Source organism: Streptomyces sp. NPDC006655 (assembly GCF_040703965.1).
Taxonomy (GTDB): domain Bacteria; phylum Actinomycetota; class Actinomycetes; order Streptomycetales; family Streptomycetaceae; genus Streptomyces.
Window position 1 is genome coordinate 1 of record NZ_JBEYJU010000092.1, and the last position, 22,484, is coordinate 22,484.

Genomic DNA, 22,484 nt, shown 5'->3' on the forward strand with positions numbered 1-22,484 from the left:
CGTGCGTCGAGCGTGCGTGCCGGGCGTCGCGACGCCGCGGAGATCCATCAGAAGGGCCCCAGTGGGGGGACGGGGTGCGGCGTACCGCGAAGATCGTGGTGTCGTCGGAGAGGTGGCCGCGGCTGTGACGCAGTACTCCGTCGCGGACCTGGGCGACCAGGCGGGCCGGGTCGGTCGTGGCCGCCCGGCGGACCTCGGCCGTCAGGTCGTAGAACTCGCCGGCCCCGTTCCTCGCCTCCGTCACCCCGTCCGTCGTGATGAGGAGGGTCTCCTCCGGGGCGAGGGGGATCGTGCGGGTCGGCGGCGGGCCGGACCCCTCGCTCAGCTCGCCCATTCCCAAGGGGAGTCCACCCCCCGGCGGAAGGGCGCGGACGCCTGCCGGGCCGACCGCGAGCGGTGGCTCGTGGCCGAAGTTGACCAGTTCCACCACCTCCGGGCGGCCCGGCAGGAACCCGAGCAGCAGCGCCGTGGCGAAGCGGTCCCCGTCGTCGCGGCCGAGGGCCACCGTATGGCCCCGGTGCCGGAGCATCCGGGTCTCCAGCCGGTCCGCCACCGTCGCCAGGTCCGCCTCGTGGTACCCGGCCTCCCGGAACGTGCCCAGCAGCGCCGCCGCCGTCTCGACCGCCCCGAGCCCCTTGCCCTGCACGTCCCCCACCAGCACCCGCGTCCCGTGCGGGCCCGGCTGGACGTCGTAGAAGTCCCCGCCCACCCGGGCCTCCGTGTCGGCGGCGAGATAGACCGCCGCGTGATCGAGGCCGGCCCACCCCTGCGGCAGCGGACGCAGCACGGTACGGCGGGTCGTCTCGGCGATGTCCCGCATGCGCAGAATCCGCCGTTCGCCGTTCAGCCGGACCGTGCAGGCGAGGACGGCCAGCACCCCGGCGAGGGCGACCAGGACGAAGTCGGACAGCCCGGCCTGGTACTCCTGGGGCCAGACGCTGTCCGCGGCGACGTAGTCCGGCAGGCACAGCACCGAGAAGGCGGCCGTCGCCCAGACCCCGCAGAGCGCCGCCGCGATCCCGGGCACCAGGACGATCCAGGAGATGATCCGGAACCGCTCCGTGGTGTTGAGGTCGACCGCGGTGATCCCCGCCAGCAGCAACAGCGGCGCCAACCAGGCGAAGCCTCTGCCCCGGGCCCACGGCAGGTCCTGCCGCCGCCGCAGGGCCTGCTGGTCGGTCACGTCAGTCAGGGAAACACGCGTGCGCACGGCCCGCACGTCGTACGGACGGCGCGCAGGACGCCGTACGGGCCACCTGACACATGTCGTACGGCCGACTTGCCAGGGGGTACCCGCAGGTGTGCTCTGGAAGGCGGGGGCGAGGAGAGAGGAGCGCTCGCATGGCTCAAGCGGCACCCACGTCCGGCGGCACGGCACGGGCCGGTCGCACCCCCGACATCTTCGGCGCCCGGACGCACGCCCGGGCCCGGATCGCCATCTCCGTCGTGACCGGGTTGATCTACGGCGACTGGGTCGCGGCGAACAGCCGCGCCGGCGGCCCGATCACCGGCTGGAACCTGCTGACCGGCCTGGTCAGCGCCTTCGTGTTCGCGGTGGTGCTGTGGGCGGTCATGACCTTCGCGCCACGGCTGCGGCGGGAACTGCACGCGGCGGTGTGGGCGGCGTTCGCCGGCATCTCGTTCGGCTTCCTGTACAGCGCGACCGGCGAGGCGGTCCTGCGGTCCGTCGGCATGGCCCTGGCCGTGGCGCTCGTCGTCCTGATCCTGGCGTTCTACCGGTTCTACACACGGGAGGACGCGGCCGGACACCGCATCCGATAACCCGCATCCGATCACCGCTCCCCGTACCCGCGTGGGCCCCGGCCGGCACGGCCGGGGCCCACCTTTTCCCCTCACCGGCCGCCGGGGCCCTGAAAGGCACCCGGCGACATCCCGGCGGGGCCCGGATTCCCGAACCCACACCCGAATCCAGGAAACACCCGTTCGGATCACTCCTCCACCGGAGCGGCGCCGCGCCGAGCCGTGGGGCGGCCGGGCCCCGTGTCGCCCGTTCGGCCCGGCCAGGGCCCGTCGTACCCCCGGATGCAGTCGTACGGCTCGCCTGACCGGCCCTCAGGGGCTTGCCTGGAACCGTGCCCCCAGTGCTCCCCGGGCCGGTGCGGCGGCCCCCGGGCCCCGCACGGGCCGCACGGACGTCGTGGCCCACCCGGGCCGTACGGACCTCGTGGCCCGCACGGGCCGCCCGGTCCGTCCGCGACGCGTGGCTCATCCGCAGCGCGCGCCCCGCCCGCGGCACGCGGTCCGTCCATAGCGCGTGGGCCGCCCGGCCCGGGTGTCTTCGGCGCGGCTGTCTGCGGCGCGGCTGTCTGCGGCGCGTCCTGTCGGCCCTGCTGATCACGCTGTCCTGCCTGCTGCTGCCGTTCGGCGCGCTGTCGGCGTGGGCGGCGTACGGGCTGGCGGACACCGGGCAGTACGTGAGCGCGATGGCGCCGCTGGCCGAGGACCCCGACGTCCGGGACGCCGTGGCGGCCACCGTCGGCGACGGCATCATGCGCGAGGTGGACGTCGGCCGGCCGATGCGGGGCACGGTGGCGCCCTTCGTACGCGAGGCGGTCCGCTCGTTCACTCAGACCCGGGCGTTCCGGCTGGCCTGGGACGCGGGCAACCGGGCCACCCACGACGCCGTGCTGCGGGCCCTGGAGGACGAGCGCGAGGAGGCCGTGACGGTCGACCTCGCGCCGGTCACCGCCCAGGTCAGGGACCAGCTCGCCCACGACCATGTGCCGCTCGCGGCCCGTATCCCGGTCCAGCACACGGCGGTCGCCGTTCTCCCGGCCGCCGAGCTGGGCCGGCTCCGGAAGGGGTTCCACGTGCTCGAAGTCGCCGGGTTCTGGCTGCCCGTCGCGGCCGTCGCCTTCGCGGCCGGCGGTATCGCCCTCGCCGTCCGCCGCCGGCGCGCGCTCACCGCGACCGCACTGGGTACGGCGCTGGGCGGCGCCCTGCTCGGCCTCGCCCTCTCGATCGGCCGCGCCCTGACCCTGGCCGGTCTGCCGTCCGACGTACCGCACCCGGCCGCGGCCGCCGTCTACGACGCCCTGACCGGCACCCTGCGCACGGTCTCCTGGCTCCTGCTCGCCCTCGGCCTGACGGTGGCCCTGCTGTCCTGGCTCAGCCGCTACGCCCGCCGCCGCTCCGCACCGGTCCCCGAACCGGAGGCCGAGGTGCCCAACTCCTCTTCTGCCAGAGGGACTTCACAGACTTCTGACCAGACCATGACACACATGTAACCAGTCGCTACTCTGACGGTCACGTGGTGGGCGTCCCGGCCGGGCAACGTGGCGGAACGACAGCCACCGGTACGGAACACCGATGGCCGACGTGACCTGAGGAGCCCCCGCCCGATGAACCGTCCCACCGCACGCCGCGCCGCCGTCGCCGTGGCGGCCGGCCTCGCCCTGCCGCTCACCGCCGCGCTGCCCGCGCACGCCGCCGACTCGACCGTCACCGAGGCCCAGTGGCTGTCCGACGTCGCCGCCGTCACCGGCCCCGCGCAGAGCTACCTCGACAGCCGCGCCGCCGCCAACACCTCCGGCGCCAGGCTGGCGATCGTCCTCGACATCGACAACACCGCGCTGGCCTCCCACTTCGAGGGCGGCTACCCCACGCCCGCCACCGCTCCGGTGCTCACCCTCGCCCAGGACGCACACGCCAAGGGCATCAGCGTCTTCTTCGTCAGCGCCCGCCCCAACCTGATCGACCTGACCACCAAGTACAACCTCACCCAGGTCGGTTACACCGTCGACGGCCTCTACACCCGCTCGCTCGGCGAGATCATCGGCAAGAGCGTGGCCGACTTCAAGACCGCGCAGCGCAGGACGATCGAGGCGAACGGCTACGACATCGTCGCCAACATCGGCAACAACACGACGGACCTGACCGGCGGTTACGCCGACACCACCTACAAGTTGCCGGACTACGACGGCCTGCTGGACTAGCCGTCCGCCGAAGGGCCCTGCTCAGGGGCGCTGCGCCGCGAGTCCCGCCAGACCGCGCAGCGCCTCGGCCAGTTCCGGTTCGTCCGCCGAGGCGAGCCCGATCCGGACCGCGTCCGGCGTCCGCTTCGGGTCGACCCGGAAGGCGGTGCCGGACGTGATCCCGATCCCGCGCGCCGCCGCGGCCGCCGTGAAGCGCTCGGCCCGCCACGGCGCGGGCAGCTCCCACCAGGCGAAGTACCCGCCCGGATCGGCCCGTACGGCGAACCCGTCGAGCACCTCGCGGAGTATCCCCTGGCGGCGCCGGGCCTGCGCCCGCTTGGCCTCGACGAGCCGCGCCACCGTCCCGTCCCCGATCCACCGCACGGCCGCCTCCAGCGCGAACGCCCCCGCGCTCCAGCCCCCGGAGCGCACGGCGTCCGCCACCGCCGCCGCCCGGCCCTCGGGTACGACGGCGAACCCGACGGTGAGGCCGGGCGCGACCCGCTTCGAGAGCCCGTCCACGACATGGACGAGTCCGGGCGCGAGGGCGGCGAGCGGCGGCTCGGCACCGCCGTGCAGGAAGGCCCAGATCCGGTCCTCCACCACCGGGAGCCCCAGGTCGGACACGGCCCGCGCGAGGTGCAGCCGGCGCCCGGCCGGCATGGTCCGGGAGGTCGGATTGTGCAGGGTCGGCTGGAGGTAGAGCGCGGAGAGCGGCCCGGACCGGTGCGCGGCGAGCAGTGCCTCCACGACCGGCCCCTCGTCGTCCGTCGCCACCGGCACGAGGGTGACGGAGAGCCGCCCCGCGATCTCCTTGACCAGCGGATACGTCAGCGGCTCCACCCCGACCCGGCCGCCCGGCGGTACCAGGGAGGCGAGGGTGGCGGCGATGGCCTGCCGGGCGTTGCCGGTGAAGAGCACCCGGCCGGGGTCCGGCCGCCAGTCGCCGGTGGCCAGCAGCGAGGCTACGGCCCGCCGGGCGTCCGGGGTGCCGTCGACGGGGGCGGGCCGCAGGGCGGCGGTGAGGGCGTCGGCCCGCAGCAGCGGCGCGAGGGCGGGCGCCAGCAGCTCCGCCTGCCCGGGTACGTCCGGGTAGTTGAGCTCCAGGTTGACCCGCGCGGCACCGCCGTCGTCCTCGACGAGGGCCCGCCCCCGTGGCACGTCCGCCGCGGCCCGGACGAAGGTGCCCCGGCCGACCTCGCCCACCACCAGCCCGCGCCGCACGAGTTCGGCGTACACCCGCCCGGCCGTCGAGGCGGCGATCCCGTGCCGGCGTGCGAACGCCCGCTGCGGAGGCAGCCGTTGCCCGGCCCGCAGCCGCCCTCGCGCGATGTCCAGCGCGATCCGGTCGGCGATCCCGCGGAAGTCGTCCACCGAGCACCCCTCCTCATTGCACCGAGATCCTCATTGCACCGAGAGCAAAGATCTTATTGCACCGAGGAGTTGAAGGGACCTAGGGTCGATCACATGCCCCCCTTCCTCGCATACACCGACAATTGCCTCCAGAGCGCCCGCACGCCCCTCCTCCTCGTCCACGGCCACCCCTTCGACCGCACCATGTGGCACCCCCAGCTGGCGGCCTTCGGCTCCGAGCGCCGGATCATCGCCCCCGACCTGCGCGGCTACGGCGCCTCCCCGGTCACCCCCGGCAAGACCCCCCTCGCCCGCTTCGCCGCCGACCTCGAAGACCTCCTCGACGCCCTGGACGTACCGGCCTGCGTCGTCGCGGGCCTGTCCATGGGCGGCCAGATCGCGATGGAGTGCTACGACCGCCTCGGGCCCGCCCGGGTCCGCGGCCTGGTCCTGGCGGACACCTTCCCCGACCCCGAGACGCCCGAGGGCAGGCAGGCCCGCAACGCCATGGCGGACCGCCTGCTGCGCGAGGGCATGCGGGGCTACGCCGACGAGGTCCTGGAGAAGATGGTCGCCCCCTACGCCGACCCGGACGTGAAGGCCCACGTCCACCGCATGATGACGGCGGCGGACCCCGAGGGCGCCGCCGCGGCCCTGCGCGGCCGGGCCGAACGCCCCGACTACCGTCCCCTGCTGACCAGGGTCGCGGTCCCCTCCCTGGTGGTGGTCGGCGCGGACGACGAGTACACCCCCGTCGCCGACGCCGAGGCCATGCACGCCCTCCTCCCCGACGCCGGCCTCCGGGTGATCGACCGCTCCGCCCACCTGCCGAACCTGGAACGCCCGGCGGAGTTCAACCGGGCGCTGGGCGAGTTCCTGGCAGGCGTCGACCGGGCACCGCAGGCCCGGCGCGTACCCGGATAATGGGCGCATGTCCCGCGAGTTCCCCATCGGCCTCACCCCTCCCGACTGGCTGGTAAGGAACCTCCGGCCCCAGCAGGCGGCCCCCCTCAACCGGGCCGCCCTCCTCCGAGCCGCCCTCGGCATGTCCCTCCCGCTCGCCCTCGGGCTCGCTGCCGGACAGCCCGCGTACGGCGCGCTCGCCTCCATGGGCGCCCTGTCCGGGGTCATCGGCGACACCGCCGACGCCTACCGCATGCGGATCCTCAACATCGCGGTACCCCAGCTCTTCGGCGCCGTCGGCGTCACCGCGGGCTCCCTGGTCTACGGCCAGGGCTGGCTGACGGTCGCCGTCGTCACCGGCATCGCGCTGGTCTCCGGGATGATCTCGACGATCGGCGCGGTGTCCTCCGTGTCCGGGCTGCTCCTGCTGCTCAACTCCGTCATCGGCGCGGGCCTGCCGCTGCCCGGCCCCTGGTGGCTGACCCCCGTCCTGATGACCGGCGGCGGCCTGCTCGTCCTCCTGCTGGCCCTGCTGGCCTGGCCGCTGCGCTCCGGCGTACCGGAACGCTCGGCGGTGGCCGCCGCCTACCGTACGGTCGCCGACCTGCTGACCGTGAGCGACACCGGCGACGGCGAGGCGTACGACCGCGCCCGGCACACCGTCACCCAGTCGCTGGACCAGTCGTACGACCTGATCCTCGCCCGGCGCGCCCGCTACCACGGCCGCAACCGCGAACTCACCCGGCTGCTCGCCCAGTTGAACGCGATCACCCCGGTGGTGGAGGCCGCCCCCGCCGTCCGGCTCGCCGCGAAGCCGCTGCCGCCCGAGGTCCCGGCCGCGGTCCGGCACCTCGCCGACGCCATCGAGACCGGATACACCGGCCCGACCGGGCTTCACCTGCCCGAGCCGGTCAACGAGACCGGCCGGGCCGTCGACCACGCCCTGCGGCACGTCGCCGAGGTCGCCACCAGCCCCGACGTGGACCCCCGCGGCATCGACGACCGCCTCGGCCGCCCGGCCGCCCTCGGCGTGCGCACCGCCCGCGCCGCCCGCAACGTCGTGCTCTCCGCCAACTCCTGGCGCTACGGCATCCGCCTCGCCCTGTGCATCGGCATCGCGCAGGCACTGGTCTCCCTGATCCCCGTGCCCCGCTCCTACTGGGTGGCCCTCACCATCACCTTCGTCCTCAAGCCCGACTTCGGCTCGGTCTTCTCCCGCGCCCTGCTGCGTGCGCTGGGCACCGTGGCGGGCCTGGTGGTGGCGGCGACGGTCCTCGCCCTGGTGCCGCGCGGCTGGTGGGACGTGCCGGTGATGATGGTCCTGGCCCCCCTGATCCCGGCGCTCACCCCACGGGGCTACGGCTTCCAGACGGCGGCCATCACCCCGGTGATCCTCCTCCTCTCCGACGTGCTGAACCACCAGGGCACCGCCCTGCTCCTGCCCCGTCTCCTGGACTCCCTGATGGGCTGCGCGATCGCCCTGGTCGCGGGGTACCTGCTGTGGCCGGAGAGCTGGCGGACCCGGGTCGGGGACCGCCTCGCCGACGCGGTGGCGGACACGGCGGCCTATGTCGAGCTGGCCTTCGGGGGCAGCGGTCGGGCCGGTACGGAGGTCGGGGACCAGGGCGTCGATCACGCCGCCCGGGCCCGGATGCGCCGCCGGCTCTACCGCGACCTGTCCACCATCCGGACCGAGTTCCAGCGCGCCCTGACCGAACCCCCGCCCACCGGCCGTCGTGCCGCAGCCTGGTGGCCGCTGGTCGTCGCCGTCGAGCGCATCGTCGACGCGACGACGGCGGCCCGGGTCCGGGTACGGCACGGGGCACCGCCCCCGTCCCGGGCCGAGGTGGACCAGGTCGCCCTGCAACTGCGCGAACTGGCGGCGGGGGTCCGTGAGTCCGAGACCCTGATCGCGGTCCGCACGGACCTCACGGGCCCACCGGACAGCGTCCTGGAACCGCTCCGCCAGGAGGTGGCGGCGGCCAGGGCGATCGCGTCCCCGCACTGACCCCGGGGAAAGCGGCGCCGGACTCGACCGCCGCACGCCCGACCGGAGTCATCGACCCTCCCCAAGATCGCAACCTGGGGCCGCTAACCTTACGTGTCCGTCCTGGCCAGCGATTGACGGGTTTCAACTCACGCGAAGGGTTGCGCACATGGGCATTCTCACTCTCCTGCGGAACGCATTCGGCAGGTCGCGAAAGCCGCGCCCTGCCGAAGCAGAGGGTGCGGACCAGCTCCCTTCGCAGTCGACACCGACACAAGAAGCGGCAGCTCAGACACCGACGGCGGTCCCGGAACCCCGCCCGTCGACGAAGGACGAGCACGACCTGGTGTCGGCGGCTTTCGACAACGTGACGGTACCGAAGCAGGCGTCCCGCACGATCGAACCGGACCTCCCCTCCCCCCCACCGACCCCCACCCCGTCCCCCGAACCAGAGCCCACACCCCCGACAGAGCCCGCAGCAGAGGCGGCGCCGGAGGCGGAGGCGGAGGCTGCGCCGGAGATCGAGACCGGGGCCGAGCCGGAGACCGAGGCCGAGCTGGAGGCAGAGGCCGAGCTGGAGGCAGAGGCCAAGGTCCAGGCTGAGCCGTCGGGCGAAGGCACGGCCGAACCCGTGGTTGGGGCAGCGGAACCCGCGGCCCGGGCAGAGACAGAGGCCGAATCGGCGGCCGAGGCTGAGGCGGGGGCCGAGGCCGAAGCCGAGCCTGTGGCCGAACCGGGGGTGGAGGCGGAGCCGAAGGCGGAGGCCAAGCCCGCAGCTGAGGCTGAGCCGACGGCCGAAGGCACGGCCGACGCCGAGGCTGAGGCGGGGGCCCAGGCCGAAGCCGAGCCTGCGGCCGAACCGGGGGTGGAGGCGGAGCCGAAGGCGGAGGCCAAGCCCGCAGCTGAGGCTGAGCCGACGGCCGAAGGCACGGCCGACGCCGAGGCTGAGGCGGGGGCCGAAGCCGAAGCCGAGCCTGTGGCCGAACCGGGGGTGGAGGCGGAGCCGGAGGCGGAGGCCAAGCCCGCGGCTGAGGCTGAGCCGGCGGCCGAAGGCACGGCCGACGCCGAGGCTGAGGCGGGGGCCCAGGCCGAAGCCGAGCCTGCGGCCGAGCCGAAGGCCGAGGCGGAGGCGGAGGCCAAGCCCGCGGCTGAGGCTGAGCCGACGGCCGAAGACGGGGCCGAGGCCGAGACTGAGGCGGTGGCCGAAGGTTCGGTCGAGCCCGTGGCTGAAGGCGCAGCACAGCCTGCGGCCCCGGCCGCCGCCGAGCCTGCGGCCCAGCCGGAGGCGGAGGCCACGGACGAGGCGGGGGTCGCGGCTGAGCCGGTGGCTGCGGCCGAGCCTGCGGGTCAGGCCGAGGGCGCGTCGGTGACCGAGCCGGAGGTGGCCGGCGAAGCCGAGCACGAGGTCGCGGCGGAAGCGGCAGCCGCGCCGGCGGTCGAGGTGACGGACGAGCCCGAGGCGGAGCCCCTGGCGGAGGGCGCGCCGGAGGCCGAGGCCGAGCCGGTGATCCGGCTGACGATCGAACCCGTGGCCGAAGGGCAGCCGGCGGCCGAGGTCGAAGTCGAAGTCGAGGTCACCCCGGAAACGCTCGAGCCCGCAGCCGCCGACGGCGAAGCCGCCCCACAGGGGCCACCCGCACCCGACGACGAAACCGTCACGGGTGGTGCGGGTGGGAACGACTCCGCCGAAGGCGCAGCCGAGGCCACCGTCGGCGGCGACGCCGCCCGCGTCGCCCTCGCCAAGGCCGGCCTCTCCGCCGCCCGCGCCACCACCTACCTCGTCCTCGACCGCTCCGCGAGCATGCGGTCGTACTACAAGGACGGCTCCGCGCAGGCCCTCGCCGACCAGACCCTCGCCCTCGCCACCCACCTCACCCCGCCCGGCGACACCCCCTCCGTGCACGTCGTCTTCTTCTCCACCGAGGTCGACGGCACCACCGACCTCACCCCGGCCTCCCCCGAGAACGCGATCGACGAGGCGCACGCCGGCCTCGGCCGGATGGGCCGCACCAGCTACCACGCGGCCGTGGCAGCCGTCCTCGCCCACTACGACGCGAACGCCGCCCCCGGCACCCCCGCCCTGGTCGTCTTCCAGACCGACGGCGCCCCGGACGCGAAGACCCCGGCCACCCAGTCCCTCACGGACGCCGCGAAGTCCCACCCCTCGGTCTTCTTCTCCTTCGTCGCGTTCGGCGAGCACGAGAACAAGGCCTTCGACTACCTCCGCAAGCTGAAGACCCCCAACACGGCCTTCTTCCACGCGGGCCCGACCCCCCTGGAGCTCACGGACGCGGAGCTGTACGACGGCCTCCTGATCGACTGGCGCCCGTAGCCCCACCCGCACACCCCGTGCCGCCCGCTTCTCACCCAATAAAACGGGAAGCGGGCGGCATACACATGTCGGCTACGATTTCAAGGTTCGCAAGAAGAGCAACACACCGACCTGGGAGCAGCCCCCGATGGCTCGACACCTCATCACCAGCGCCCTTCCGTACATCAACGGGATCAAGCACCTGGGCAACATGGTGGGGTCCATGCTCCCGGCGGACGTGTACGCGCGGTACCTCCGCCAGCGCGGCCACGACGTCCTGTACATCTGCGCCACGGACGAGCACGGCACCCCCGCCGAGCTCGCGGCGAAGGAGCAGGGCCTCCCGGTCGACGAGTTCTGCGCCCAGGCGCACGACGCGCAGAAGGCGGTCTACGACGGCTTCGCGCTCGCGTTCGACTACTTCGGCCGCAGCTCCAGCCCCGAGAACCGCGAGATCACCCAGCACTTCGCCCGCCGCCTGAACGAGAACGGCTTCATCGAGGAGCGTTCGATCCGCCAGGTGTACAGCCCGGTCGACGGCCGTTTCCTCCCGGACCGCTACGTCGAGGGCACCTGCCCGCACTGCGGCTACGACAAGGCCCGCGGCGACCAGTGCGAGAACTGCACGCGCGTCCTGGACCCGACCGACCTGATCAACCCGCGTTCCGCGATCTCCGGCTCCACCGACCTGGAGATCCGCGAGACGAAGCACCTCTTCCTGCTCCAGTCCAAGCTGGAGAACGAGGTCCGCGAGTGGGTCGCGAAGCACGACAAGGACTGGCCGCAGCTGGCGTCCTCCATCGCCCACAAGTGGCTCACGGAGGGCCTGCACGACCGCGCGATCACCCGTGACCTCGACTGGGGCGTCCCGGTCCCGGCCGACACCTGGCCGGAGCTGGCCGCGGAGGGCAAGGTCTTCTACGTCTGGTTCGACGCCCCGATCGAGTACATCGGCGCGACCAAGGAGTGGGCGGACCAGGACCCGGACAACCGCGACTGGAAGTCCTGGTGGTACGACGTCGACACCGACGTCCGGTACACGGAGTTCATGGCGAAGGACAACGTCCCGTTCCACACGGTGATGTTCCCGGCCACCGAACTCGGCGTGCGCGAGCCGTGGAAGAAGGTCGACTACGTCAAGGCCTTCAACTGGCTGACGTACTACGGCGGCAAGTTCTCCACCTCGCAGAAGCGCGGCGTCTTCACCGACCAGGCCCTGGACATCCTCCCGGCGGACTACTGGCGCTACTTCCTGATCGCCAACGCGCCGGAGTCGGACGACTCGTCGTTCACCTGGGAGCACTTCACGGCGACGGTGAACAAGGACCTGGCCGACACCCTCGGCAACTTCGTCAACCGCGTGCTCTCCTTCTCCCGCAAGCGCTTCGGCGACGACGTCCCGGCGGGCGGCGAGCCCGGCGAGGCGGAGGCGAAGCTGGGCGCCCAGATCGCCGAGCTCCTCGCCGAGTACGAGTCGCACATGGAGACCCTCCAGTTCCGCAAGGCGGCCGCCGCCCTGCGCGCCCTGTGGTCGGCCGGCAACTCCTACCTGGAGGAGAAGGCCCCCTGGCTGGAGATCAAGACGGACAAGGACGGCGCGGCCCTGACCCTGCGCACGGCGATGAACCTGATCCACCTCTACTCGGTGGTGTCGGAACCCTTCATCCCGTCGACGGCGAAGACGATGCGCGAGGCCTTCGCCCTCTCCGCCGACACCGCGACCTGGGTCACCGCCGACGAGGCGAAGGCGCTGGCCGCCGTTCCGGCCGGCACCCCCTTCACGGTCCCCCCGGTGCTGTTCGCCAAGCTCACGGACGAGGACCTGGAGACGTACAAGGAGCGCTTCGGCGGCACGGAGTCCTGACCGCCCGCCCCACCGCCGGCCCGGCCCCTTGACCCCGCTCACCGGCGTCAAGGGGCCGCCGCACGTCAGCCCAGCATCCCCAGCACCAGCGCCCCCGCCACCGGCGCCGCGTACACGAGCGGGAACGGGATGTGCGAGTACCACCTGGCCCGCGCGACGGTGACCGCGGCGCCGGTGAAGTAGAGCAGCAGCCCCACCCCCGCCAGCACCCCGACCACCGGCACGACCAGCCCGACCACCAACCCCACCGCCCCGGCGGCCTTGGCCACCCCGAGCGGCGTCCACCAGGCCCGCGGCACCCGGTAGTCGGTGAGCGCCTTGACGATCCACTCGGCCCGCATCAGCAGCACGGTCCCGGAGAACCCGGCCAGCGCGGCGGCGACCAGGGTGACGACGACATGGGCGATACGCACGAGAGACTCCCCTCACGACAAACTGCCGAACACCTCACTGACGCGCACCGCGCGCCCTGTGTGACGGTCCCGACCGCCGACGGAGAAGAGTCACCGGATGCCTGAGTCGTCCTTGCCCGGAGGTTTCGTCAACACGGTCGTCCGGGTCGGGGACACCGTGCGCCGCCCGGCCCCGGCCCGCGCGACGTTCGTGAGCGATCTGCTGGAGCTGCTCGAATCCCGTGGGTGGAGTGGCGCTCCGCGGTATCTCGGTGTGGATGACGAGGGCCGTGAGGTCCTCAGTTACCTCCGTGGCCACGTGGCGTGGGAGTCGCGTCAACCCGCGGCCGTGACGTCCGACGAGAGCCTGACGACGGTCGCCCGGCTCGTGCGGGAGTTCCACGACCTGACGGCCGGCACCCGGCTGGCCGAGGACCAGGAGGTCGTGTGTCACAACGACCTGTCGCCCAGGAACACCGTCTACCGGCTGCGCCGTGGCGAGCTTCGGCCGGCGGCGTTCATCGACTGGGACCTCGCCGGGCCGGGCGCGCGGATCCACGACATCGCCCACGTCTGCTGGCAGTACCTCGGTCTGGGCCCATCGGTCACGGACGTCGGCGAGGCAGCCCGGCGCATGACGCTGATCGCCGACGGTTACGGCTTGTCGGACCGGAGCCGTCTCGTGTCCACGATCCTGTGGTGGCAGGACAGGTGCCGGCGGGGCATCGAGGACGGGGCCGACGCGGGTGACGTCGCGATGGCCCGGCTCCGTGACGCGGGGGCGGTGCGGCAGGTCCGCGCGGCCCACCGGTGGACCTCGGACCACCGGGACGCACTGGAGCGTGCGGTGCGGTGATCGGGGCGCCCGGGACCGCCTCGGACGCCTCCGTGGTTGTGGAGATCGACAAGGGTGCCGTGAATTTTTCTGCGGTGTGGTGCCCATCCCGGAGAAGAGCGGCCAAAGTTGACGCGGGCAGCCGTTCCCCCGGCGCCCCGACATCCGCATGTTCACAACACATCCGTATGGTTTCGCCATGGCAACCCCTGAGCTCATCCCGATCGCCTACGAGCCGCACGGCCGTACCGAGGCCATCGGTCACTACACCGGCGGCCAGTTCCTGGCATCGGTCACCTACGCGTTCCCCGAGGGGTTCCGGCTCGACGAGGGCTGGGAGGAGCAGAAACGGCTGTACGCGGTGCTGCACCTCTTCGACGCCGAGGGTCGCTACAGCGACTCCCAGATCTGGTGCGCGGGCAGCTGGGCCGAGCAGCAGCGGGACCCGGAGGGCACCGGCTCGGTACTGTCCCGGGCCCGCGCCCACCTCGCGACCATGCTGCGCAGCCTGCCGCGGCGGACGTACACGGACATCGCGATACGACCGTTCCAGCTCAGGGTGGACGGCGTGTTCTTCGGACTGGTGGCGAAGGACGACGAGGACGGCGGGTGGGCCGAGCTCTACCCGGACCACCTGGGCTTCGGCGAACCCTGGGACGGCCGGTACGACACCTGAGCGGCATGGACACGCCCAACTGCTGCTAAAGTCCGTCCACTTGTGCGAGGGCAGGGGACCCTCGCAGGGAGGGACTCTCACGTGGGCAGCTACGCCCCGCCGCGCCGCCGGCTGGCGGTCGCGATCTCTTCGGTGGCACTGGTCCTGACCAGTGGCGCCATGTTTCCTACGACGGCCGTGGCGGCCCCGGTCGTGCCGTGGACCTCGGCCACCGCCATCACCGGCACCGACGTCTCCACCTCGGTGAAGGACCTCGTGACCACCCCGGACGGGACCGCCGTCGCGATCTGGAACCAGTTCGCGCCCGCGGGGTCCGCCGAACGCAAGCTGTACGCCGCCGTCAGGCCCGCCGGCAGCGACACCTGGGACACCCCGGCACTGCTCGCCACCACACCGGAGGAAGCCGGCCACATCAAGCTGCACGCGTCCGCCGACGGCACGGTCACCGCGCTCTGGGTGGAGTATCCGGACGAGACCGCGCCAGGGTCCGGGCCCTTCGACACCCGGATCGTCAGCTCCGTGCTCGGCGCCGACCACTCCGGCTGGTCCGCCCCCGTCGACCTGGTCGGCACCGACGCCGGCTGGGGCGACGGTGGCATCGACCTCGCCGAGGGCCCCGACGGCACGCTCACCGCCGTCTGGGGCGCCAGGCCGGGGTCCAGAGCGCCATGGGAGGTGTACGGCGCCACCCGGGGTGCCGACGGCACCTGGTCGGCGCCCGCGCAACTCAGCGACACCGTCACCGACGGTGCCGACGGGGCGGACTGGCCGAGCGTCGCTGTCACCTCCGACGGCACCACCGTCGTCGTCTACATGCAGACTCACGGCCCGTCCGTCTCGGTCCGGACCGTCTCCCGCGCGCCCGGCGCCACCGGCTGGACCGCCCCGGCCGCCGCGAGCCCCGCCTATCAGGCCATCAGCCCGCCAGAAATCACCGCCGCCGACGACGGCACAGCGACGATCGCCTTCGATGCCTCCGACGCGTCCGAGGACCAGACCATCCGCACCGCCACCCGCGGCGGGGACGGGACGTGGTCGGCGCCCGAAACGGTGACCGCCACCGAGAACCTCGCCGAGACCCCGGAACCACTGATCGCCCCGGACGGCGACGTCACCCTGGTCTGGGTCGACTGGGTCAACCAGACAACGACGTTCAGCACCCGCACCGCGACCCGTGACGCCGCCACCGGCACCTGGTCGGCCGTGCAGACACTGTCCACCTCGTACGTCCCTGAGGCATGGGACGCCGTCATCGCCGACGACGGTACCGTGCACGCCCTGTGGCCGCAGGAGGTCACAGGCAACAAGCGGGGCCTGGTGGAGGCCGTGCGCAGCAACGGTGCATGGACCGCTCCCACGTCGCTGCCGGGCTCGTCGGCCGACTACGTCCTCGGCCGGATCAGCGTCGGCAAGGACGGTGGTGCGACGGCCGTCTGGTCCGGCGATTCGACCGGCAACGCGCAGTTGTTCGGCAGTCGTACCGCCTGGCCCGCCCTCGCGGTCAGCGGATCCACCGTGCCTACGGCCACCTCGCTCCAAGGCACCACCGCCGCGAGCAGGGCCTGGGCACCCACCTGGACGCTCAGCCGACCCACCTCGTCCTGGACGGTGACGCTCACCGACACGGCCGGCAGGACCGTCCGTACGCTCACCGGCTCGACCGACGGTCTGAGCATCGCGGCGAGCTGGAACGGCCGTACAGCGTCCGGGGGTTACGCCCCCAACGGTCCCCTGACCTGGACGCTGAGCGCCACCCAGCAGGGCGCGGCCGCGGCCGTGAAGCTGGCCACCGGGACGGTCACCGTGACCGGCGGCGCCGCCGTCGCCCGGGACTTCGGCGGTCCCTCGGGCACCCCGGACGGGGCCGGTGACCTGCTCACCCTCAGTTCCTCGGGCGCCCTGACGTACCAACTGGGTACTCGAACGGGGACGTTCTCCGGCAAGGTCACCGGCACCGGCTGGGCCACGTCGACCAGGTTCGTGCCCTACGGCGACCTCAGCGGCGACCGCTGCGACGACGTGCTGGTGCGACCGAGCAGCGGGGCCCTGAGACTGTACAAGCCGGCCTGCGGCACAGCGCTCACCCCGACGACGTCGTTCACGACCCTCGGCAGCAGCGGCTGGAACCAGTACGACGTGCTGACCTCGCCCGGAGACATCAGCGGTGACGGACGACCGGACCTGATCGCCCGCAATTCCACCACCGGGGCCGTCTACCTCTACAAGGGGACCAGTTCCGGCAGGCTGACCGCCCGGGTGAAGCTGTACGACAACTGGAAGTCGTACAAGAAGATCGTCGGCGTCGGCGACCTCGACGGTGACGGCATCGGCGACCTGATCGCCCAGGACAAGTCCGACAACCTGTACCGCTACAGCGGGACGGGCAAGGGCACCTTCAAAGCGCGGGTGAAGCTGCTCGGTGCCTGGGGCGGCTCGTACGACGCCGTGGTCGGCGTGGGCGACATCACCGGGGACGGGCGGCCCGACCTGGTCTCCCGCGACACCTCCGGCAACGTCTACCGCAATAGCGGAGACGGCAAGGGGTCGTTCGGGGCGCGGGTGAAGATCGCTGGCGGCTGGGGCGGATACAAGTCCCTTTCCTGACCAGTCCCTGCACGGACCATGGGTGTGGGCCCCGGACAAGGACCGTCCGGGGCCCACACCCATCAGGTCAGCCGTTGTTCGTCTCGTCCGGTTCGACGGCGAGGGTCAGACGGCCGCGGACGCCGCGAGCGATGTGGTGGCGTCACGGCCGCGCCCCCGGCCGCCAGCACCGCGCGACGGGCCAATCCGGTTCTGTCTTCCGGTGATTGCGTGTCTGTCATGGCCAGCGACCGTAGGCGGGAGCGGCCTGGCAGGAACATCGGAGAGAGCTGTGAATCGAGGTGCACAGCACGAAGGGCTCGAAACCGACGCCGGTTTCGAGCCCTTCGTGACGACCGGGGTGTTCCTGGGGTTACTTCGGCTGCGGCTTGCGGATCGACAGGTGCAGCTCGCGCAGGCGGGCCTCCTCCAGCTCGGTCGGCGCGCCCATCATCAGGTCCTGGGCGTTGCCGTTGAGCGGGAAGGCGATGGTCTCGCGGATGTTGGGCTCGTCGGCGAGGAGCATCACGATGCGGTCCACGCCCGGGGCGATGCCACCGTGCGGCGGGGCACCGAAGCGCAGCGCGCGCAGCATGCCGGCGAACTCGCGCTCGACGGTCTCCGCCTCGTAGCCCGCGATGCCGAAGGCCTTGAGCATGATGTCCGGCTCGTGGTTACGGATGGCGCCGGACGACAGCTCCACGCCGTTGCAGACGATGTCGTACTGCCAGGCCAGGATGTCCAGCGGGTCCTGGGTCTCCAGGGCCTCCATGCCGCCCTGGGGCATCGAGAACGGGTTGTGCGAGAAGTCGATCTTCCCGGTCTCCTCGTCCTTCTCGAACATCGGGAAGTCGACGATCCAGCAGAACCGGAAGACGTTCTCCTCGAAGTGCCCGGCGCGCCGGGCGGCCTCGACGCGCACCGCGCCCATGATCTTGGAGACCTCGTCGAACTCGCCCGCGCCGAAGAACACGGCGTGACCGGCGGCCAGCTGGAGCCGCTTGGTCAGCTCGGCCACGTTCTCCTCGGTGAGGAACTTGGCGATCGGACCGGACAGCGAACCGTCCTCGGCGACGCGCACCCAGGCCAGGCCCTTGGCGCCCTGCGAGACGGCGAAGTCACCGAGCTGGTCGAAGAACTTGCGGGGCTGCGCGGAGACGTCCGGTACCGGAAGGGCCCGCACGTGCTTGCCGGCGAAGGCCTTGAACTCGGAGCCCTCGAAGATGTCGGTGATGTCGACCAGCTCGAGCCGGGCCCGCAGGTCCGGCTTGTCGGAGCCGTACTTCAGCATCGACTCGCGGAACGGGATCCGCGGGAACGGCGAGGTGACCTCACGGCCGCCGCCGAACTCCGTGAACAGCTCGGTCATCAGCCGCTCGATGGGCTGGAAGACGTCCTCCTGCTCCACGAAGCTCATCTCGACGTCGAGCTGGTAGAACTCGCCCGGCGAACGGTCGGCGCGGGCGTCCTCGTCGCGGAAGCAGGGCGCGATCTGGAAGTAGCGGTCGAAGCCGGAGATCATCAGCAGCTGCTTGAACTGCTGCGGGGCCTGCGGCAGCGCGTAGAACTTGCCCGGGTTCAGACGGGACGGCACCACGAAGTCACGGGCGCCCTCGGGGGAGGTCGCGGTGAGGATCGGGGTGGCCATCTCGTTGAAGCCGAGGGCGACCATCTTGTGGCGGATGGCCGAGATCACGGCCGTGCGCAGCATGATGTTGCGGTGCATGCGCTCGCGGCGCAGGTCCAGGAAGCGGTACTCCAGGCGCCGCTCCTCGTTGACCCCGTCCTCGGTGTTGATCGTGAACGGCAGCGGGGCGGCCGCGCCGAGCAGCTCGACCTCGCCGACCTCGACCTCGACCTCGCCGGTGGGCAGGTCGGCGTTGATGTTCTCGGCGCCGCGGGAGACGACCTTGCCGTCGACCCGTACGGTCGACTCCTTGCTGAGCTTGTCCAGGGCCTCGTAGGCGGGCGTCCCCGGACGGGCCACGAGCTGGGTGATGCCGTAGTGATCGCGCAGATCGATGAAGAGGATGCCGCCCAGGTCGCGCCGATTGTGCAGCCAGCCACTCAGCCGGACGTCGGTGCCGACGTCAGAGGAGCGGAGCTCGCCGCAGGTGTGGGACCTGTACCGATGCATCGTGGTTCATCCAGCCTTCGCGGATCGGGGTGTGTTGCCAGCCTGACGTTTCACGTGAAACACCCCCAGCGTACCGGGCGCCCCAAGGCCCACTCCCCCCGATAAGAAGTCGTTGATCGGTAGCGTTTTCCGATCGGCTCTTCTTAAAGTGGGGCAATGCGAACTGGCGAGCCCCTGCCCGCCGTGGAGGACGTCCTCGCCGCCCTCGCGACCGGGCTGTGGCACTGGGACACCGCCACCGGGCTGGTCACCACGGATGCGGAGACAGCACGGCTGATCGGGCTGCCCGCCGAGGCCTCCGTGCTGTCCGAGGCGCTGGTCCGGTCGCGCTTCCACCCCGTCGACTGGAACGAGAACACCAGCATCACCCGGCTGGCGGCCATCGAGGGCACCCTCGCGGAGGTCCGGCTGCGGGTCATGGACGAGCGGGGCCGGCTGATACGGACCGTACGCAGCCGTTTTCGACCGGAGTACGACTCCGACGCACGCGTCTACCGGGTGACCGGCACCCTCCAGGAGGTCACCGAACCGGCCCCCGGCAGCGCCGCGCGGCATCCGGTCACCGGGGACTGGCGGCGCTCCCGGGAGGCCTTCCTGCTGGACGCGGGCCGCGCGCTGGCGGAGGCGCGGTCCACCGAGGAGGTGCTGCGGGTGGCGGGGGGCCTGTCCATGCCCGGGTTCTCCCCGGACGGGCTGGCCGTCTTCGGCGCCAAGGGCGACCGGCTCACCATGATCGGCCACCACGGCCAGCAGATCGACGAGGACAGCCCCTTCAGCAGCATGCCGCTGGAGACCGACTACCCGGCGGCGGAGGTGGTGCGGACCGGCCGGGCCGTCTATCTCTCCTCCCCGGAGCAGTACAAGTCCCGCTACCCCGTGACCTGGCCGCTCGCCGAGCGCTTCGGCCGCAAGTCCTGGGCCTTCCTGCCGCTGACGGTGGCGGGGCGGACCCTGGGCGCCTGGATGGCGGGGTTCGCCTACCCGGTGTCGTTCACCCCCGACGAACGTTCCGTGCTCACCACGGTGGCCCGGATGCTGGCGCAGGCCCTGTCCCGGGCCGGGATCGCCGACTCCGAGCGGGAGCTGACGGACGGCCTCCAGCGCTCCATGCTGCCGACGCTGGGCCCCGAGATGCCCGGCATGGACGCGGCGGCCCGCTACATACCGACCGGCGGCGGGCTCCAGGTCGGCGGCGACTGGTACGACATCATCCCGCTGCCCGGCGGCACCTCCCGTGCCAGGTCCGGCCATGGCGGCCGGTACGCCCTGGTCATCGGCGACGTCCAGGGGCACGACGTCCGTGCGGCGGGCCTGATGGGACAGCTTCGGATCGCGCTGCGCGCCTACGCCTCCGAGGGGCACCGTCCGGACGCGGTGCTCTCCCGGGCCTCCCGCTTCCTGCACGGGATCACCTCCGACGAGGAACTGGCCGACCCGCGCTTCGCGACCTGCCTGTACGTCGAGGCGGACCCGGCGACCGGCGTGCTGGAGATCGCCCGCGCGGGGCATCTCGACCCGACGATCCGGATGGCCGACGGCACGGTGCTGCGGCGGCCCACGGCGGGCGGGCTGCCCCTCGGAATCGACCCGGACGCCGACTACCCGACGACGCGGTTCACCCTCGAACCCGGCGAGACCATGATGATCTGCACCGACGGGCTGATCGAGACCGGCGGCCACGACATCGAGAGCGGCTGGCAGCGGATCCGGACGATCCTGGAGGAGGACGACGGCGACCTGGAGAAGCTGGCCGACGCCCTGGTCCAGGCCGTGCACGGGCCGTCCTCGCACCACACCACCGGACCGCTGGCCGACCGCCGCGAGGACGACATCGCGGTCCTGCTGCTGTCCCGCACCGGCGCCGACCCCCTCGCGGTACGGCCGCGAACCCGCCGCACCCTGCTGTCGGTGGCCCAGGACGAGCCCGAGCGGATCGCCGAGGCCCGCCAGCAGCTGCGCGAGCTGCTGCACGACTGGGACTCGTCCGACCAGGTCGACTCGGCGGTCCTGCTGGTCTCCGAGATGCTCACCAACGTCCTGGTGCACACCGACGCGGACGCGCTGCTGCTCGCCGAGGTCTCCGGCCAGGCCCCCGGACGGCGCCTGCGGGTCGAGGTGACCGACGGCGGGGACGACCTCCCGCACAAGCGCCGCCCCGGCGAACTCGCCTCATCGGGCCGCGGCCTGCTCCTCACCGAACTCCTGGCGGACGCCTGGGGCGTCGACCCGCGCGGCGAGGGCAAGACCATCTGGTTCGAGCTGTCCGAGGACCTGGGCCAAGGCCAGGACCTGGGATAGGGCCAGGGCCTGGGCCTGGGCCTGGGCCTGGGACAGGGCCGAGGTCAGGGCGACGGCCGGTCGGCGGTGGTGGCGTACCTGGCGTGCAGTTCGTGGACGACGCCGAAGGCGGCCGCGGTGAGGGGCACCGCCAGCAGCATGCCGAGGATCCCGGCGACGGAGGCGCCCGCCGTGATGGCCAGCATGACCACCGCCGGGTGCATCTGCACGGTCCTGCTCTGAATGGCCGGCTGGAGCACGTGCCCCTCCAGCACCTGCACGGCGAGCACGACCCCCAGGACCCACAGCGCGATCACGAAGCCGCGGTCGGCGAGGGCGACCAGGACCGCCACCGCCCCGGAGAGGAACGCGCCGAGGTAGGGGATGTAGGCGCCGACGAAGACGAGCGCGCCCAGGCCCACGGCGCCCGGTACCCGCAGGATCAGCAGGCCGACGGTGATGCAGACGGCGTCGATGAGGGCGATGAGGGTGGTGCCCCGCATGAACCCCTCGATGGCCTCGTAGGCCCGGCGGGCCATGGCCTCCACCATGTCGGCGCTGGAGCCGGGCGCGAGCCCGCGGACGGTGCCGACCACCCGGTCGGAGTCGCGCAGGAAGAAGAAGACGAGCAGCAGGGCCAGTACGGCCAGGGCGATGCTCTCGCCGACCAGGCTGACCCCGCTGATGACGTTGGAGGCGGCGGTCCCGCCGAACTCGCCGAGCAGTTTCCTCGCGTTGCCCGCCAGGTCGCCGATCGAGGTTCCGGCGGCCCCGAAGTGCCGGGCGAGCGATCTCGCCGCGGACTTCAGCGAGGCGATGATCTGGTCGCCGGTGTCGACGAGCGCGGCGACGACGATGTAGACGGCGCCGCCGACGACCGCGACGACCGCGACACAGGTGAGCCCGGCGGCCAGGGACCGCTGGACGCCGACCCGGACCAGGCGCCGGTACAGGGGGCCGAGCAGCGCGGTGCCGAGGAGGGCGAGCAGCACGGGGGTGACCGCGGTGCGGAACTCCGAGCAGAGCCGGATGCCGACGTAACCGACACCGGCGGCCAGCAGGATCACCGCGCACCAGGCGGCGAACCGGCGCACGGCCTCGGGCAACAGGGACACCCGTCCAGCGGACCACGCGAGCCCGCCCGACGCCCTGCGCTGCACCCCCTCCCGGGTGAAACAGCAGGAGGGGCCTCCCGGGTGAAAGACAGCAGGAGAGGCCCGACGCGATCGAC

At 72.6% G+C, this 22,484-nt stretch carries 16 protein-coding genes; 11 read left to right on the forward strand and 5 right to left on the reverse strand.

All coding sequences use genetic code 11. The features are described from left to right. Window positions 1-1,183: PP2C family protein-serine/threonine phosphatase (locus AB0958_RS35540; protein WP_366894599.1), on the reverse strand; the 1,183-nt coding region annotated here is incomplete at its 3' end. A gap of 158 nt (window positions 1,184-1,341) precedes the next feature. Between AB0958_RS35540 and AB0958_RS35545 the strand changes: the two genes are divergently transcribed. The 3 genes from AB0958_RS35545 (at window position 1,342) to AB0958_RS35555 (ending at window position 3,956) form a co-directional block, all read left to right on the forward strand. Further along, on the forward strand, window positions 1,342-1,782 hold the full coding sequence (locus tag AB0958_RS35545) for a hypothetical protein (RefSeq protein ID WP_366894600.1): 441 nt from the start codon (window positions 1,342-1,344) through the stop codon (window positions 1,780-1,782). Window positions 1,783-2,339: 557 nt separating this feature from the next. Continuing rightward, on the forward strand, window positions 2,340-3,248 hold the full coding sequence (locus AB0958_RS35550; protein ID WP_366894625.1) for a hypothetical protein: 909 nt from the start codon (window positions 2,340-2,342) through the stop codon (window positions 3,246-3,248). 114 nt (window positions 3,249-3,362) lie between these two features. Continuing rightward, entirely contained in the window at window positions 3,363-3,956 is a 594-nt protein-coding gene (locus tag AB0958_RS35555; protein ID WP_366894601.1) for an HAD family acid phosphatase, read from the forward strand. 21 nt (window positions 3,957-3,977) lie between these two features. Here AB0958_RS35555 and AB0958_RS35560 read toward each other — a convergent pair whose 3' ends face one another. Next, a complete protein-coding gene (locus tag AB0958_RS35560) occupies window positions 3,978-5,309 on the reverse strand; it encodes a PLP-dependent aminotransferase family protein (RefSeq protein WP_366894602.1) in 1,332 nt (443 codons plus the stop codon). A gap of 93 nt (window positions 5,310-5,402) precedes the next feature. Here AB0958_RS35560 and AB0958_RS35565 point away from each other — a divergent pair, with 93 nt between their 5' ends. The 4 genes from AB0958_RS35565 to metG all read left to right on the forward strand — a co-directional run bounded on the left by AB0958_RS35565 (window position 5,403) and on the right by metG (window position 12,353). Continuing rightward, window positions 5,403-6,212 carry an alpha/beta hydrolase gene (locus AB0958_RS35565; RefSeq protein ID WP_366894603.1) on the forward strand — a complete coding sequence of 270 codons (810 nt, stop codon included), beginning with the start codon at window positions 5,403-5,405 and terminating at the stop codon, window positions 6,210-6,212. Between the two features lie 7 nt (window positions 6,213-6,219). Continuing rightward, window positions 6,220-8,199, forward strand: a complete 1,980-nt coding sequence (locus AB0958_RS35570) for an FUSC family protein (RefSeq protein WP_366894604.1) — start codon at window positions 6,220-6,222, stop codon at window positions 8,197-8,199. Window positions 8,200-8,524: 325 nt separating this feature from the next. Continuing rightward, window positions 8,525-10,510, forward strand: coding sequence for a VWA domain-containing protein (locus AB0958_RS35575; protein ID WP_366894605.1), 1,986 nt, complete (start codon window positions 8,525-8,527; stop codon window positions 10,508-10,510). A gap of 127 nt (window positions 10,511-10,637) precedes the next feature. Beyond that, window positions 10,638-12,353 (forward strand): methionine--tRNA ligase, encoded by a 1,716-nt coding sequence (gene metG / locus AB0958_RS35580; protein WP_366894606.1) that lies wholly within the window; start codon window positions 10,638-10,640, stop codon window positions 12,351-12,353. A gap of 65 nt (window positions 12,354-12,418) precedes the next feature. On the opposite strand, the gene AB0958_RS35585 is transcribed toward metG, so the two are convergent. Continuing rightward, window positions 12,419-12,766 carry a DoxX family protein gene (locus AB0958_RS35585; protein ID WP_366894607.1) on the reverse strand — a complete coding sequence of 116 codons (348 nt, stop codon included), beginning with the start codon at window positions 12,764-12,766 and terminating at the stop codon, window positions 12,419-12,421. A 97-nt stretch (window positions 12,767-12,863) separates the two neighbouring features. Between AB0958_RS35585 and AB0958_RS35590 the strand changes: the two genes are divergently transcribed. The 3 genes from AB0958_RS35590 to AB0958_RS35600 all read left to right on the forward strand — a co-directional run bounded on the left by AB0958_RS35590 (window position 12,864) and on the right by AB0958_RS35600 (window position 16,860). Next, window positions 12,864-13,601, forward strand: a complete 738-nt coding sequence (locus AB0958_RS35590) for a phosphotransferase (RefSeq protein WP_366894608.1) — start codon at window positions 12,864-12,866, stop codon at window positions 13,599-13,601. Window positions 13,602-13,779: 178 nt separating this feature from the next. Beyond that, window positions 13,780-14,256 (forward strand): hypothetical protein, encoded by a 477-nt coding sequence (locus AB0958_RS35595; RefSeq protein WP_366894609.1) that lies wholly within the window; start codon window positions 13,780-13,782, stop codon window positions 14,254-14,256. Window positions 14,257-14,337: 81 nt separating this feature from the next. Further along, a complete protein-coding gene (locus AB0958_RS35600; RefSeq protein ID WP_366894610.1) occupies window positions 14,338-16,860 on the forward strand; it encodes an FG-GAP-like repeat-containing protein in 2,523 nt (840 codons plus the stop codon). A 352-nt stretch (window positions 16,861-17,212) separates the two neighbouring features. Here the strand turns inward: AB0958_RS35600 and aspS are convergent, their stop codons facing one another. Further along, window positions 17,213-18,976: an aspartate--tRNA ligase gene (aspS, locus tag AB0958_RS35605; RefSeq protein ID WP_366894611.1), complete on the reverse strand. Its 1,764-nt coding sequence runs from the start codon at window positions 18,974-18,976 to the stop codon at window positions 17,213-17,215. A gap of 156 nt (window positions 18,977-19,132) precedes the next feature. Between aspS and AB0958_RS35610 the strand changes: the two genes are divergently transcribed. Next, a complete protein-coding gene (locus AB0958_RS35610; protein ID WP_366894612.1) occupies window positions 19,133-21,274 on the forward strand; it encodes a SpoIIE family protein phosphatase in 2,142 nt (713 codons plus the stop codon). Between the two features lie 44 nt (window positions 21,275-21,318). Here AB0958_RS35610 and AB0958_RS35615 read toward each other — a convergent pair whose 3' ends face one another. Further along, window positions 21,319-22,368, reverse strand: coding sequence for an AI-2E family transporter (locus AB0958_RS35615; protein WP_366894613.1), 1,050 nt, complete (start codon window positions 22,366-22,368; stop codon window positions 21,319-21,321). Window positions 22,369-22,484 lie beyond the last annotated feature (116 nt).

Coding starts and splice junctions, on each gene's coding strand:
- AB0958_RS35545 (WP_366894600.1), top strand. CDS start 1,342: ATGGCTCAAGCGGCACCCACGTCCGGCGGCACGGCACGGGCCGGTCGC.
- AB0958_RS35555 (WP_366894601.1), top strand. CDS start 3,363: ATGAACCGTCCCACCGCACGCCGCGCCGCCGTCGCCGTGGCGGCCGGC.
- AB0958_RS35565 (WP_366894603.1), top strand. CDS start 5,403: ATGCCCCCCTTCCTCGCATACACCGACAATTGCCTCCAGAGCGCCCGC.
- AB0958_RS35570 (WP_366894604.1), top strand. CDS start 6,220: ATGTCCCGCGAGTTCCCCATCGGCCTCACCCCTCCCGACTGGCTGGTA.
- metG (WP_366894606.1), top strand. CDS start 10,638: ATGGCTCGACACCTCATCACCAGCGCCCTTCCGTACATCAACGGGATC.
- AB0958_RS35590 (WP_366894608.1), top strand. CDS start 12,864: ATGCCTGAGTCGTCCTTGCCCGGAGGTTTCGTCAACACGGTCGTCCGG.
- AB0958_RS35595 (WP_366894609.1), top strand. CDS start 13,780: ATGGCAACCCCTGAGCTCATCCCGATCGCCTACGAGCCGCACGGCCGT.
- aspS (WP_366894611.1), bottom strand. CDS start 18,976: ATGCATCGGTACAGGTCCCACACCTGCGGCGAGCTCCGCTCCTCTGAC.
- AB0958_RS35610 (WP_366894612.1), top strand. CDS start 19,133: ATGCGAACTGGCGAGCCCCTGCCCGCCGTGGAGGACGTCCTCGCCGCC.